Origin of the sequence: Streptomyces axinellae, assembly GCF_039532135.1 — a bacterium.
Classification (GTDB): Bacteria; Actinomycetota; Actinomycetes; order Streptomycetales; family Streptomycetaceae; genus Streptomyces; species Streptomyces axinellae.
In genome coordinates this window covers 273,040-287,401 of record NZ_BAAARJ010000005.1, presented here as the reverse complement: position 1 = coordinate 287,401, position 14,362 = coordinate 273,040, and the positions used below count along the sequence as shown (strand labels likewise).

Sequence of the window (14,362 nt, the reverse complement as noted above, 5' to 3'; positions counted from 1 at the left end):
GGGTGGACCTTCCTGGGCCCGGGAGCTGGCAAGGGTCAGTGGTGCCTGTCACCGGGCTCGCCGTTGCGAAGCTGCCGCGCCAGATCCGTGTGGTAGCGCATAACGGGAACGGCGCCGGAGTCCGTTTCAGCCTGACCGTGGTCTTCTCCGCACGGGCAGATACTCCAGTCCCCCGACTCGACCCGGTTCGCCACTTCATCCACCAGGCCAGCCAGCTCGTCGAGTACGCCGACTTCGACCGCTGCCGCTCCCTCTGCGTGGCCCTTCGCCAGGGCAGCGCCGATTTCCGTGGCCAAGTCCAGCAGGTGTGCTGCGGCGGCGCCCCCGGAGTTGAGCCCCGCGTATTTCCCCGCCTGTGACGCCGCCATGACGAGGTGGCCGAGCGACTCGACGGGCACGTTGACAGCGCCGTCGTCGATCCGTACCGGCCGCACCGCGTGGACCGCCGGCGTACGTCGCTGTTCCTCAGCCGTGGCCTTGACGATCGAGTCTGCGATGACCTCCGGCGTCACGAGGTGCACTGCCTCTTCCGGGTCCATGCCGGATTGCTGGGCCATCGCTTCGATAACGTGCGTGGCGACGCCCCGCACCGCTGCCGCCTCCACCTCGACTCCATGGGTCAGGAGCACGGCGCTGGCCTGTGTCACGAGGGAGCGGAAGGGGACGGTGTCTATCGGGTTCGCCACGACCCCAGCCTAGGCCCGGCTCTTGGAGCACTTCTACAAACTCCGAATTCAGCCTCGAAGATCCCGCGTGGAAGCGGGACAGCGTCGCAGGCACTCCCCGCGCGCTCCCCTCTGCACAAGCTCTGCGCTCATGCGCTCCCCTCGCGATCCCCTTGGACCAGGGGGCACGGACGCGGGTGACAGTGGGGCCTCCGGACACTGGCCAGATCATGAGAAAGCCCAGGTCACATCGGGTGTGACCTGGGCTTCAGATGAGCCGCCTGGGGGAGTCGAACCCCCGACCTACGCATTACGAGTGCGTCGCTCTGGCCGACTGAGCTAAGGCGGCAATGTGCGTGCGACCAGCGTGGCAGCCGCTGCGGCGATAAGTCTACAGGGTTTGCGGGGGTGCTCCGGACGGGGTGCTGATGGGGGCGAAGGGGCAGGTCAGTGGCAGGTTGTGCCGTCCTTGGGGGGCTTGCCGGCTACCAGGTAGGCGTCCACCGCCTTGTTCACGCAGTCGCTGCCGCGCTGGTATGCCGTGTGGCCGTCGCCCTCGTAGGTCAGCAGGCGGGCCGAGGAGAGCTGGCCGGCCAGGCCGCGGGCCCAGCGGTAGGGGGTGGCCGGGTCGCGGGTGGTGCCGACCACCACGATCGGGTCGGCGCCCTTGGCGGCGATGCGGTGCGGCGCGCCCGTGGCCTTGTGCGGCCAGTTGCCGCAGTTCAGCGCCGCCCAGGCGAAGCCGCGGCCGAAGACGGGGCTGGCCTTCTCGAAGGAGGGCAGGGCCTCGCGCACCGCGTCCGCGTCGTCGAAGGCCGGCGGGAGGTCGATGCAGTTCACGGCGGGGTTGGCGTACATGATGTTGCTGTAGACGCCGTCGGGGCCGCGTTCGTAGTAGTCGTCGGACAGGGCCAGCAGCTCGGCGCCGTCGCCCTTCTTGCCCGCCGTGAGAGCTTCGCGCAGTATGGGCCAGGAGCCCTCGTCGTACATGGCGCGGATCACGCCTGTGGTCGCCTGCGCCTCGGTGAGCGTGCGCTGGGAACCGGTCTTCAGCGGCTTGCGGTCCACGCGCTCGAAGAACGCGCTCAGGCTGTCGCCCGCCTCCTTGACGCCGCCCTTGCCCAGCGGGCAGCGGGACTTCTTCGCGCAGTCGCGGGCGAACGCCCGGAACGCGGTCTCGAAACCGGCCGTCTGTTCGCGGTTGACGCGGCGGGAGGAGAGGGACGGGTCCATCGCACCGTCGAGTACGAGACGCCCGGAGTTCTGCGGGAACAGTCCCGCGTACGTCGCGCCGAGGTAGGTGCCGTACGAGGCACCGACGTAGTGCAGCTTCTTGTCGCCGAGCGCCGCGCGCAGGACGTCCATGTCGCGGGCCGTCTCGACGGTGGAGACGTGCCCGAGCAGTGTGCCGGTGCGCTTCTCGCAGCCCTTGGCGAACTTCCCGTACGCGGCGGTCAGTTTCTGCGCCTCGCTGTTGTCGTCGGGCGTTTGATCGACCCGGATGTACTGGTCCATCTGCCTATCGCTCAGGCACTCGACGGGCTTGCTGCGGCCGACCCCGCGGGGGTCCATGCCGACGAGGGCGTAGCGCTTGCGCACCTTCGCCGGGTAGGCGAGCCCGGCCGACTGCTGAACGTAATCGACCGCGGAGCCTCCCGGTCCGCCCGGATTGACCTGCAAGGAGCCGCCCTTGCCCGTCCCCTTCTCGGGCTTCGTACGGGTCACAGCCAGCTGGATCTCATCCCCGGAGCCGCCTTTGGCACCGTCCTTGGTGCCGCCCTTGGCGCCGCCCTCCGAGCTGCCCTTGGTGCCGTCCTCCGCGCCGCCCTTCGGATGCTCGTAATCCACGGGCACCCGCAGCTTGGCGCACTGGAAGCCGGCGGGGCCGCAGTCGTGCCAGGCGAGCTTCTGGTCGTAGTACGGCCGCAGTTCGTCCGGGACGCGCTCGGGCAGGGGCTTGAGCGGCGGAGCGGGCGCGCCCGCGCTGCTACTGCTCGCCGAGGCCCCGGATTGCGGCCGGTCGGACGAATCGCCGCTCGTGCAGCCGGAGATCAGCAGCGCGCCCGCGGTCAGCGCGCCGAGCGTGGAGAGCGCGGCCCGCGGGCCACTCAGCAGGCGTGTGTGGTCCATCAAGGAGTCCCTCCGCTCGCGGCACGTACTCGGCCGCACCTGGGGGGAGCGTATCCGGGCCCGCGTGTCAGCCATGCCCGCTCCCCCGCTTCCTTGCTCGTACGAGTGAGCCCCCGTCCACCTGCCATACGGGAGCCTCCCGGACGAGGCAAGCGGTCTCCTCCGTGCTCCCGTCCCCCCTGGGGGCGTGGGGCGCCCGCTCAGCCCGCTCTCAAGGCCATCGTCATCGCCTCCACCGCCAGCAGCGGCGCCACGTTGCGATCCAGCGCGCGGCGGCAGTCGAGCACCGCTTCGATACGGCGCAGCGTCTGCTCGGGGCGCGAGGCGGCGGCGATCCGGCCGATGGACTCGGCCGCCTCGTCGTGCGAGAGGGCCACCGAGGAGCCCAACTGCCGTGCCAGCACGTCCCGGTAGAAGCTCGTGAGGTCGGTCAGTGCCAGGTCGAGGGAGTCGCGCTGGGTACGCGTGGCACGGCGCTTCTGCTTGTCCTCCAGCTCCTTCATCGCCCCGGCCGTGCCGCGCGGCATCCGCTTGCCCTCGGACCCTCCGAGGGCCGCCCGCAGCTCCTCGGTCTCCTTGACGTCGAAATCCTCGGCGACCTGCTTGGCGTCCTCGGAGGCGGCGTCCAGCAGCTCCTGGGCGGCGCGCAGTGCCTGCCCCACATCGTCCACCCGGGCGGGCAGCTTCAGCACGGCCGTGCGCCTGGCGCGGGCCCGCTCGTCGGTGGCCAGTCTGCGGGCCCGGTCGATGTGGCCCTGGGTGGCGCGGGCGGCGAAGGCGGCCATGCCCGGTTCGATCCCGTCCCGCCACATCAGCAGGTCCGCCACCGCGTCCACCGGGGGCGTACGCAGGGCCAGGTGGCGGCAGCGCGACCGGATGGTGGGCAGCACGTCTTCCGTGGAGGGGGCGCACAGCAGCCATACCGTGCGCGGCGCGGGCTCTTCGACGGCCTTCAGCAGGACATTTCCCGCGCCCTCGGTGAGGCGGTCCGCGTCCTCCAGCACGATCACCTGCCAGCGGCCCCCGGCGGGCGACATCTGTGCCCTGCGCACGAGGTCGCGGGTCTCCTTGACGCCGATGGTGAGCAGGTCGGTGCGGACGACCTCGACATCGGCATGGGTGCCCAGCATCGCCGTGTGGCAGCCCTCGCAGAAGCCGCAGCCCGGCTCGCCGCCCAGCGCGCGGTCGGGGCTCACGCACTGGAGCGCGGCGGCGAACGCGCGCGCCGCCTGCGCCCGCCCCGCGCCGGGCGGGCCGGTGAACAGCCACGCGTGGGTCATGGCCGATCCGGACAGCCGGGCGGAGCCGCGCTCCGCGCCCTCCGCCGTCACGAACGCGTCAGCGTCGCGGGACGCGGCGCCCAACTGCCGCGCCGCCCGCTCCTGCCCCACCATCTCGTCCCAGACCGCCATGCCCCCATTGTCCCGGACGCCTGTGACAGCCGGTCCCGCCCGCCGCCTTACGGCCGCCGCGCGAGGGGACTGCTACCGGTTCCGCCCGCGGTCGGCGATTCCGCCCGCGGTCACCGGTTCCGCCTGCGGTCTTCCTCGCGGTCGGCGTCCTCGTGCGGGCCGAGCAACTCGTCGGCGAGCGTGGGTGCGTCGTCCATCGGGGTCTCCTCGGCCCAGGAGGGGCGGGGGCGTCCGCCCTCGTCCACCTGCGGCAGCTCCCGTGTGCGGTCCTCAGCGTCCGCGTACGCGTCCCCGTCCCTGCCGCCGCGTCCGCCGCCCTCGGTGACCTGGGGCAGCACGGTCGTCTCGTCGGCGTCGGAGACCTGCGGGAGGACCGTGGTCTCCTCGTGGTCGTGGCCGGAGACCTGCGGCAGGACGGTTGTCTCGTCGTTGTTGCCGGACGGAGAGGACGCGGGGGGCGTGGCGGACGCCGGGGGCGACGCCTGCGGGATCTGTGTCGTGTCCGCCTCGGTGCCGTCGGGCGCAGCGGCCCGTGACGAGGCATCCGGTGCGCTTTCCAGGGCATCAGGTGTGACCTGCGGAATCTGCGCGGTGTCCGCCTCGGTCCCGTCCGGGGAAACCGCGGCATCCGGTGCGACCGTCCCTTCGGACTCCGGAGACGAAGCCGGGGACGACGAAGTGGCGGACCCCGCCGCCCCGTCCTTCCGCAGGGAGTGCGACGCGCGCGGCTCGTCGTCCGTCCCGTGCGACGTCTGGGCCTGAGCGGCCCTGCGCGCCTCCTCCGCCCGCAGCAGCGCTTCCTCTGCCTTGCGCTGGCGCTCCTGCCGCCGCTCCTCCGCCTCGGCGCGCAGCTTCGCCTCCTCGGCGGCACGCTGACGCAGCCGCTCCTGCTCCTGCTCGTAGGCGCGCTGTTCGGCCTCCCGTCGTGCGCGCTCCTCCTCGGCCTTGCGGCGCGCCTCCTCGGCCTGCTTCCTGGCCTCCTCGGCGCGGCGTGCCTCCTCGCGCCGGCGCTCCAGCTCGGCCTCGCGGCGCTTGCGCTCTTCCTCCTCGCGGCGCAGTTTCTCCAACTGCTCCTTGCGCTCGCGCTCCTTGCGCTCCTCCTCGGCCTTGCGCGCCGCTTCTTCCTCTGCCCTGCGCCGGGCCTCTTCCTCTGCCTTCTTGCGGGCCTCTTCCTGGGCCTTCTTCTCGGCTTCGGACAGCGGCAGCACCTGGTCGAGGCGGTGACGCACGACGGTGGTGACGTCCTCGGGCTCCTGGCCGCCATCGACGACGAGGTAGCGGGCCGGGTCGGCGGCGGCGAGGGTCAGGAATCCGGAGCGCACCCGCTGGTGGAACTCTGCGGGCTCGGACTCCAGCCGGTCCGGCGCCTCGGTGAACCGTTCCCGCGCGGTGTCCGGCGCGATGTCCAGCAGCACCGTCAGGTGCGGGACCAGGCCGTCGGTGGCCCAGCGGGAGATGCGGGCGACCTCGGTCGGCGACAGGTCGCGCCCCGCGCCCTGGTAGGCGACGGAGGAGTCGACGTAGCGGTCGGAGATGACCACAGCCCCGCGCTCCAGCGCGGGCTTGACCACCGTATCGACGTGCTCGGCCCGGTCGGCCGCGTACAGCAGCGCCTCGGCGCGGTGCGAGAGCCCGGCGGAGGAGACGTCCAGGAGGATGGAGCGCAGCCGCTTGCCGACGGGCGTCGAGCCGGGCTCCTTGGTGACGACGACCTCGTGGCCCTTGCCCCTGATCCACTCGGCGAGCGCCTCGACCTGTGTGGACTTGCCGGCGCCGTCGCCGCCCTCCAGGACGAGGAAGAAGCCGGAGCCGGCCGGGGACTGCGCGGGCCGGCCGCCGCCGAACGCCTCCAGCAGGTCGCGGCGCAGCGGCACACCCTGCCGGTCGTCCGTGCGTCCCAGCAGCAGCGCGCCGACCGGCAGCAGCAGCGCGCCGACGAGCATCAGCGTGAAGGACGCGCCGCCGTGGTCGAAGACGAAGGCGCCGTTCTCCACGCGGTGCGGCCCGATGAGTGCGGCGACCACGGGCGCGAGCACCGCGGCGACCCCCAGCGACAGCCGGACGACGGCCTGAAGGTGCTCGGTGGTGCGGGAGCGGCGGGAGTCCTCGGTCTCCTGGTCCAGCAGGGTGTGCAGGGTGTTGGCCGCGATACCGGCGCAGACTCCGGCCAGCAGCGTCAGCGCGATCACGGTCGCCGTGTCGGAGACGAGCCCGGCGGCCAGCAGTGCGAGGCCGGTGAGCCCGATGATGAGCGCGAGCAGCCTGCGCCGGGAGAGCGCGGGCAGCGTGCGGGGCGCCAGCCGGATACCCGCGCCGGTGCCGCCGGTCAGCATGAGGGTCAGCAGTCCGAAGGCGACGGGGCCGCCGCCCAGGTCGGCGGCGTGCAGCGGGGCGAGGGCGACGGCGGCGGCGATGGCTCCGGCGATCGCGGCGCCCGCGAGCACCAGCAGCGGGACGGCGCCGGTACGGCCCTTGTCGGTGCCGGTACCCGTGCCGGTCCTGGGCCTGCGCAGCCCCTCCAGCGGGGAGCGCGGGCGCGGTCCGGCCGCGTCGGGCAGTTCGAGGAAGTAGACGACCGAGGCGGCTGCGGCGAACAGCCCGGCGGCGACGTACGAGGCGAGCGCGCTCTGGTGTGCGCCGAACCAGTCGATGCCGGTGCCCAGCAGGTTGCTGATCAGTGTGACGACGACCAGCAGCGCCGCGGCGAGCGGCAGCGCGACGAAGCCGGAGCGCAGCCACAGCCTGCGCAGCGCGTCGCGGTGGTCGGGCAGCGCGCGTACGGCGGCGCTCTCCGGCGGGGCCGCCGGGAGCAGGGCGGGCGCCGTGCTGTCCCGCGTGACGGTCGAGAGCCGCTCGGCGGCGCCCATGACGAAGACGGTGATCAGCAGTACGGGGAAGGCGCTGCCGGGCGTCCAGTCGATCCACAGCGGCGCGACGATCAGCGCCAGCACCCGCACGACGTCGGCGCCGAACATCGTCCAGCGCCGGTCCAGGACCTTCTTCCTGCCCTGGCCACCGGTCGCCGCCTGGCCGCCGTCACCCGGTGCGGCCTCACCCTGCGCGGCGTTCTCCTTACCGGAGTTCTCGTTGCCGGCGTTCTCGTTGCCAGTGCCGTCCTTCCCGGCATCGCCCTTCCCGGCGCCACTCTTGCCCGTACTGCCCTGCCCGGCGTTGACGAGCGCGGCCACGGGCCCCAGGAGCACGGCCCCGAACAGGAGGGTGGACAGCAGCCTGAGTCCGAGGACGGAGGCGACGACGAGGGCCATCCCCCGGTACTCGCCGCCGAACACCGGGTCCCCCGCCACGCCGCGTACGGCTGCCGCCTGCATCGCCAGCAGCAACAGCACCAGCAGAGCCAGCATGTCGCCGATCCCGCTGGTGAACTGGGCGCTCCACAGCCGCCGCAGCGGCGGGAAGCGCAACAGCGCGCTGACGGCGCCCTCGCGGGATTCCGCGGCCAGGGAGTCATCGGGGGCGGTAGGGGACTGAGACTTCATCCCGCCAGCGTATAGGGAGCGTCCGCCCATCGTTTGTTTGCCCGAACATCTGTACCTAGCACTGCCCGCCCCAGTGACCAGATCCGGCCACCGAGGCGCCCCCGGGCCGAAACCCGACCCCGGAGCCGGGCCGGAGACCCGGGCGGGAGACCGCCGCCGGATCTGGGGCAGGACTCGGGCAGCGCCCGGAATCAGGGCCCGGCCGGGGCCGGCGCGGGACCCGGAAGCAGGGCCAAGGACGGGCCGGAACCGGAGCCGGGATCAGCCGGAGCCAGGGTCAGCCGGAGCCGGTTCGGAGCACGGGCCGACCCGCCCAGGTCACCAGGCAGAGCCGACCCCCCAGGCCACCGGATAGACCGGCCCACCCAGGTCACTCCCCGGCGGACTCCTTCGATCCGGCCGCCTTCTTCGACGCCCCGGTCTTCTTGGCGGCAGCCGACTTCGCAGCGGCCGACTTCGTGGCAGGCGTCTTCTTGGTGGCCGCCGTCTTCTTCGCGGGCGCCTTCTTGGCCGCGGTCTTCTTGGCCGCCGTCTTCTTCGCGGTGGTCTTCTTGGCCGGGGCCTTCTTGGCGGTCTTCTTCGCGGGCGACTTCGCCCGCTTCTCCGCGAGCAGTTCGAACCCGCGCTCGGGCGTGATCGTCTCGACCTCGTCGTCCCGCCGGAGGGTCGCGTTCGTCTCGCCGTCGGTCACATACGGTCCGAAACGGCCGTCCTTGACCACCACCGGCTTCTCGGTCTGCGGGTCGGTGCCCAACTCCTTGAGCGGCGGCTTGGCGGCGGCTCTCCCCCGCTGCTTCGGCTTGGAGTAGATCTCCAGCGCCTGCTCCAGCGTGATGGAGAAGAGTTGCTCCTCACTCTCCAGCGAGCGCGAGTCGGTCCCCTTCTTCATGTAGGGGCCGTACCGCCCGTTCTGGGCGGTGATCTCGGTGCCGGACTCGGGATCGACGCCGACGACGCGCGGCAGGGAGAGCAGTCTCAGCGCCTGCTCCAGCGTGACGGTATCCAGCGACATGGAGCTGAAGAGCGAGGCGGTGCGCGGCTTGACCGCGTTCTTACCGGTCTTCGGCGTGCCCTCGGGCAGCACCTCGGTGACGTAGGGACCGTAGCGGCCGTCGCGGGCGACGATGGGCCGACCCGTCTCCGGGTCCGTGCCCAGCTCGAAGTCCCCGCTGGGCTTGGCCAGCAGCTCCTTGGCGTACTCGACGCTCAGCTCGTCCGGCGGCAGGTCGTCCGGCACATCGGCGCGCCGGCCCGGCTCGCCCTCGGTCTCGCTGGGGCCCTCGACGTAGGGACCGTAGCGGCCGACGCGCAGGGTGATCCCCTCGCCGACCGGGAAGGAGGAGACGCCGCGGGCGTCGATGGCGCCGAGGTCGGACACCAGTTCCTTCAGGCCGCCCAGGTGGTCGCCGTCGCCGTTGCCCGAGTCGGCCGCCGAGCCGACGGCGGTCTCCGCCTCGCCCTCGCCGAAGTAGAAGCGCCGCAGCCACGGCACCGCCTCGGCGTTGCCCGCCGCGATGCGGTCGAGGTCGTCCTCCATCTTGGCGGTGAAGTCGTAGTCGACGAGCCGTCCGAAGTGCTTCTCCAGCAGCCCGACCACGGCGAAGCTCAGGAAGGAGGGCACCAGGGCCGTGCCCTTCTTGAAGACGTAACGCCGGTCCAGAATCGTGCTGATGATCGAGGCGTAGGTCGAGGGCCGCCCGATCTCGCGCTCTTCCAGCTCCTTGACCAGCGTGGCCTCGGTGTAGCGGGCCGGCGGCTTGGTGGCGTGGCCATCGACCGACAGCTCCTCGGCGCGCAGCGGGTCGCCCTCGGTGACCTGCGGGAGGCGCCGCTCGCGGTCGTCCAGTTCGGCGTTGGGGTCGTCGGCACCCTCCACGTACGCCTTGAGGAAGCCGTGGAAGGTGATGATCTTGCCGGTCGCGCTGAACTCGGCATCCCGCCCGTCCGAGGAGCGCCCGCCGACCTTGACGGTCACCGACTGCCCGACGGCGTCCTTCATCTGGGAGGCGACCGTCCGCTTCCAGATCAGCTCATAGAGCTTGAACTGATCGCCCGTCAGCCCCGTCTCGGCGGGGGTGCGGAAGCGGTCACCGGAAGGACGGATCGCCTCGTGCGCCTCCTGCGCGTTCTTGACCTTGCCCGTGTAGGTGCGGGGCTTGTCCGGGAGGTAGTCGGCGCCGTACAGCTGCGTGACCTGCGTACGGGCGGCGGAGATCGCCGTGTCCGAGAGCGTCGTGGAGTCCGTACGCATGTACGTGATGAAGCCGTTCTCGTACAGCTTCTGCGCCACCTGCATGGTGGACTTGGCGCCGAAACCGAGCTTCCGGCTGGCCTCCTGCTGGAGGGTGGTCGTACGGAAGGGCGCGTACGGCGAGCGGCGGTAGGGCTTGGACTCGACGGAGCGGACGGTGAAGTCCGTGCTCTCCAGCGCGGCGGCCAGCGTCCGCGCGCCCTCCTCGTCCAGGTGCAGGACCGAGGAGCGGTCCTTGAGCTGCCCGTCGGAGCCGAAGTCGCGCCCCTGCGCGACCCGCCGTCCATCGACGGTGCTCAACCTGGCGCCGAAGGTACCCGGGTCCCCCGTCGAGGCATCCCCCGCCTGCCCCGTCGCGAACGTCCCGGTCAGATCCCAGTACTCGGCGGAGCGGAACGCGATCCGCTCGCGCTCCCGTTCGACGACGAGCCGGGTGGCGACCGACTGCACACGGCCCGCCGACAGCCGCGGCATGACCTTCTTCCACAGCACCGGCGAGACCTCGTAGCCGTACAGGCGGTCGAGGATGCGGCGGGTCTCCTGCGCGTCGACCAGTCGCTGGTTGAGGGTGCGGGGGTTGCGCACGGCGTCCTGGATGGCGTCCTTGGTGATCTCGTGGAAGACCATCCGGCGCACCGGGACCTTGGGCTTGAGCACCTCTTGCAGATGCCAGGCGATGGCCTCGCCCTCGCGGTCCTCATCGGTGGCCAGGAGGAGTTCATCCGACTCGGCCAGCAGCTGCTTGAGCTTCTTGACCTGGTCCTTCTTATCGCTGTTGACCACATACAGCGGTTCGAAATCGTGATCGACGTTCACGCCGAGACGGGCCCAGGACTCGCCCTTGTACTTCGCGGGGACCTCGGCCGCACCGTTGGGAAGGTCGCGGATGTGCCCGACGCTGGCCTCGACAACGTAGCCAGGACCGAGGTAGCCCTTGATCGTCTTGGCCTTGGCAGGGGACTCGACGATCACGAGCCGGCGCCCGCCGTTTGCTGTCTCGTGGGTCGGGGACAACTTCTGCTCTTCTCTCCGGTCGGTTGTGCCGCTGTGTCTCGGCTGTATGTCTCGGCTGCTGGCTGTATGTCTCGGCTGTGTTTCGACTGCGTCGCAGCCCTACAGCGTTTCCGTATCGATGCGGAGTGTGACGGTACCTCCCGCCTCCATGTCAAACGGGAAAAGTCCGCAACGCCACTCGAACGGTAACCCGACAACCAGGAATCCCGCCGCCCGATGCCTCTGGCAGCATGTCTGCTCACAACCAGGTACCGCTCGACCTCGGAGGACACATGTCCGACCCCAACCAGCCCGGCTACGGATATCCGCAGCAGCCCGGCCAGAACCCGTACGCCGCCCAGGGCGGAGGCCCGCAGGGGCAGCCCGCCTACGGCTATCCCCAGCAGCCGCCGATGGGCGGCGCCCCCGGCCCGTACGGCGCCACCGACCCGAACGCCCCGTTCGGATACGACCGCTACGGACGTCCGTTCTCGCACAAGTCGAAGATCGTCGCCGGTGTTCTCCAGCTCTTCATCGGCACGCTCGGCATCGGCCGCTTCTACACCGGTCACGTCGGCATGGGCGTGGCCCAGCTGCTGACCTGCGGTGGCTTCGGCTTCTGGGCGCTGATCGACGGAATCATCTTCCTCGTCAGCGACGAGCGCACCGACAGCGACGGTCGCATACTCCGCAGCTGAGTCCGGCCGCGGTGCCGAACCCGCACGGTCCGGACAGCCGACAACGGTCCGGACAGCCGGAAGAAGCGCGTCCAGCACAGCGGAGGCGCGTTCGGCGGCACGCGGCCGTCGAACAGTTCGCAGTCGTCGGACGGCGGTTCGCACCCGCCGGAACGGAGAAGACGCACACCATGGCAAGAGCCGCGGCGCGAGACGGTACGGGGAACACCGGCCAGCCGGTGAAGGGGCACGTCCCTCCCCCTCTCGTCCGGCTGCGCGCCGCGCTCTCCCACCCGGCCGCCGCGCCGCTCGCCACAGCGGCGGCGGGGGCGGCCGGCGCCTTCTACCTGTGGGGCACCGACCCCCACCAGCCCGGCAATCTGCTGCCCCGCTGCGCCTTCAACTGGGCGACAGGGCTGCTGTGCCCGGCATGCGGCGGCACGCGGATGCTGTACGACCTGATGCACGGCGACTTCGCCGCCGCATTGCACGACAACACCGCGCTGCTCTTCCTCGGCCTGCCCGCCGCCGGGTACCTGTCCGGCCGCTGGCTCTACGAGGGGCTGCGCGGGCGCCGCTACCGTCCCCGGCTGAGCACCCGGGGCACGGTCGCCGTCCTCTCGCTGGCGGTGGCCTGGACGGTGGCCCGCAACCTGGTGGGCTGAGCGCGCCCCAGGCCGCACGAGCCTCGCACCGGATGCCCCGCCCCGGAAAACGCGCACCGGATGCCCCGCACTTCACCTCGCGCACCGGATGCCCGCATCGGCGCACTGCGAGCCCCGCACCGGATGCCGGGTGCAGAGTGCCGGACCACCTCGTTCGGACGCCCGTGAGCGTCAGGCCCCCGCGACGCCGTTGCCAAGGTTTCCCTCGCCCGGCACGGCGCTCTTGACGGCCGTGGCGGCGCCGAACTGCCCGGCGTCCACCGGCGTCAGGAACCCCTGCTCGACCAGCAGCCTGATCGACTCCGGTGTACGGGCGCGAAGCTCGGCCGGGTCCTCCCCCAGCAGCTGGCCGATGGCGTCGAGGATGCGCCCCGCGCTCAGCGTCCCGTCGCACACCCCGGCGAATCCCGCGCCGACCGTATCCACCGTCGTCGCCCGCCGCATGCCCCGGTTCTGACGCAGGACCACATATTCCGGATCCTCGGCGCCCGGGAGTCCGACCTGCTCTTGCACCACCTCGTCGGCGAGGACGAACCGGTGTTCCAGCAACGCAGCATCGGACGTCTCCCGCAGGAAATCCTGCCTCTCGAAGTGCGAGCTGACCACGTCGCCGAGCGGCTGCTCCACCGGATGCGGCCACTCCTCCGCCAGCACAGACGGACGTTCCGCTTCCGTACGCCGCAGGGTGATCCAGCCGAAGCCGACGGCCTTGGTCCCACGCGCCTCGAACTCCTCCAGCCAGGCGTCGTAGCGCGCCGCGTACGTGGCGCGATCGCGCTGGTGGTCGCCCGCGTCGCGCAGCCACAGCTCCGCGTACTGCGTCACGTCCTGCACCTCGCGCTGCACGATCCACGCGTCGCACCCGGCGGGCACCCAGGAGGACACCCGTGCCCGCCAGTCCTCATCGGCGCGGTGTTCCCAGTTGGCCAGCAGCTGGCAGTAGCCGCCCGGCGCCAGATACACGGCGGAGCGCTCCACGAGCGTGCGGCACAGCGCGTCGCCCGTCATGCCGCCGTCGCGGTAGGTGAACCGGGCGCCGGGGGAGATCACGAAGGGCGGGTTGGAGACGATCAGGTCGTAGGGCTCCGCGCCGTCGAGCGGCTCGAACAGCGAGCCCTCGCGCAGTTCGGCTTCGGGCGCTCCGGACAGCGCGAGCGTGAGACGTGTCATACGCAGCGCACGAGGGTTGAGGTCGGTCGCGGTCACCCGCGTCGCGAACCGGCTGACGTGCAGCGCCTGGATACCCGATCCGGTGCCGAGGTCGAGCGCGCGCGCTGCGGGCCCGCGCACGGTGATCCCGGCCAGCGTGGTGGACGCCCCGCCGACGCCCAGGACGAGCCCCGCCGCGTCACCCTCCCGGCCCGCACCGGCAGCACCGGCCGCACGCGCGGAGCCGGTCGCACCCTCCGGGCCGCCGGGACCTTCCGAGCCGCCGGGACCGGCCGGGGCGCCCGCGTCGCGGGCGGAGCCGATGCCTCCCGCGCCGCCGACGGCACAGCCCAGATCGCTGACGATCCACCAGTCCTGGTCCTCGGGGCCGCTGTAGGGCCGCACATCGACCACCGCGCGGACGGCGGCACCCGGATGGGCGCCGGCCCCCGCCGCGTCGTCCGGGCCCCCTTCAGGCGCCTCTCCTGCCCACTCCAGCCAGTTGCCGGCGAGTGCCTCCTCGACGGGGAGCACCGCACGCGCGCTCTCGTACGGCACGGGCTGCTGGAGCAGGAAGAGCCGCACCAGGGTCTCCAGCGGCCCCTCGCCGCGCGTGGCGCGCAGCGCGGGCACGGTCTCGCCACGGGCGAGGGCGGCGTAGGCGGGGGCGCCCAGCAGTTCGAGGAGCCCGTCGGCGGTGAAGCGGGCGGTCCGCAGTGCCTCTCTCAGCCGACGGGTGCTCTCTTCAGCGGGCTCGGGAAGCGCGTCAGTACTCACCCGCCCCATTCTCCTTCGTATCGGGCCCGAAGCCTCCTTCGCGGCGCGGGCCCGCGCGAGGAAACGCGTCCGGCGCCAAAAGAGGAGTCGGGGCGGGGCCCGGAACACTGTTCCGGGCCCCGCCCCGACTCCGATCTCTCTCCAGC

Annotated in this window: 8 protein-coding genes and 1 tRNA gene; 2 read left to right on the top strand and 7 right to left on the bottom strand. The window is 71.9% G+C overall.

What is annotated here, in order from left to right; genetic code table 11:
- Positions 1-35: 35 nt before the first annotated feature.
- From ABD339_RS09695 to topA, 6 genes are all read right to left on the bottom strand, one after another.
- Complete coding sequence (locus ABD339_RS09695; protein WP_344564217.1) at positions 36-686, bottom strand: hypothetical protein; 651 nt, start codon at positions 684-686, stop codon at positions 36-38.
- A 254-nt stretch (positions 687-940) separates the two neighbouring features.
- A tRNA-Thr gene (locus tag ABD339_RS09690) sits at positions 941-1,014 on the bottom strand.
- Between the two features lie 98 nt (positions 1,015-1,112).
- Positions 1,113-2,795, bottom strand: coding sequence for an alpha/beta hydrolase (locus ABD339_RS09685; RefSeq protein WP_344564215.1), 1,683 nt, complete (start codon positions 2,793-2,795; stop codon positions 1,113-1,115).
- A 200-nt stretch (positions 2,796-2,995) separates the two neighbouring features.
- On the bottom strand, positions 2,996-4,207 hold the full coding sequence (locus tag ABD339_RS09680; RefSeq protein ID WP_344564214.1) for a DNA polymerase III subunit delta': 1,212 nt from the start codon (positions 4,205-4,207) through the stop codon (positions 2,996-2,998).
- A gap of 110 nt (positions 4,208-4,317) precedes the next feature.
- Positions 4,318-7,704, bottom strand: coding sequence for a dTMP kinase (gene tmk / locus ABD339_RS09675; RefSeq protein ID WP_344564212.1), 3,387 nt, complete (start codon positions 7,702-7,704; stop codon positions 4,318-4,320).
- Between the two features lie 370 nt (positions 7,705-8,074).
- Positions 8,075-10,969 (bottom strand): type I DNA topoisomerase, encoded by a 2,895-nt coding sequence (gene topA / locus ABD339_RS09670; protein WP_344564210.1) that lies wholly within the window; start codon positions 10,967-10,969, stop codon positions 8,075-8,077.
- Between the two features lie 272 nt (positions 10,970-11,241).
- Here topA and ABD339_RS09665 point away from each other — a divergent pair, with 272 nt between their 5' ends.
- Positions 11,242-11,646, top strand: coding sequence for a TM2 domain-containing protein (locus tag ABD339_RS09665; protein WP_344564450.1), 405 nt, complete (start codon positions 11,242-11,244; stop codon positions 11,644-11,646).
- Positions 11,647-11,816: 170 nt separating this feature from the next.
- A complete protein-coding gene (locus ABD339_RS09660) occupies positions 11,817-12,290 on the top strand; it encodes a DUF2752 domain-containing protein (RefSeq protein WP_344564208.1) in 474 nt (157 codons plus the stop codon).
- Positions 12,291-12,461: 171 nt separating this feature from the next.
- Here ABD339_RS09660 and ABD339_RS09655 read toward each other — a convergent pair whose 3' ends face one another.
- A complete protein-coding gene (locus tag ABD339_RS09655) occupies positions 12,462-14,225 on the bottom strand; it encodes a DUF7059 domain-containing protein (protein ID WP_425575941.1) in 1,764 nt (587 codons plus the stop codon).
- Positions 14,226-14,362: the final 137 nt, after the last annotated feature.

What these genes read in the sequence shown, in the direction of transcription:
- ABD339_RS09685 (WP_344564215.1), bottom strand. Translation starts at nt 2,795, where the DNA reads ATGGACCACACACGCCTGCTGAGTGGCCCGCGGGCCGCGCTCTCCACG.
- ABD339_RS09680 (WP_344564214.1), bottom strand. Translation starts at nt 4,207, where the DNA reads ATGGCGGTCTGGGACGAGATGGTGGGGCAGGAGCGGGCGGCGCGGCAG.
- tmk (WP_344564212.1), bottom strand. Translation starts at nt 7,704, where the DNA reads ATGAAGTCTCAGTCCCCTACCGCCCCCGATGACTCCCTGGCCGCGGAA.
- ABD339_RS09665 (WP_344564450.1), top strand. Translation starts at nt 11,242, where the DNA reads ATGTCCGACCCCAACCAGCCCGGCTACGGATATCCGCAGCAGCCCGGC.
- ABD339_RS09660 (WP_344564208.1), top strand. Translation starts at nt 11,817, where the DNA reads ATGGCAAGAGCCGCGGCGCGAGACGGTACGGGGAACACCGGCCAGCCG.
- ABD339_RS09655 (WP_425575941.1), bottom strand. Translation starts at nt 14,225, where the DNA reads ATGGGGCGGGTGAGTACTGACGCGCTTCCCGAGCCCGCTGAAGAGAGC.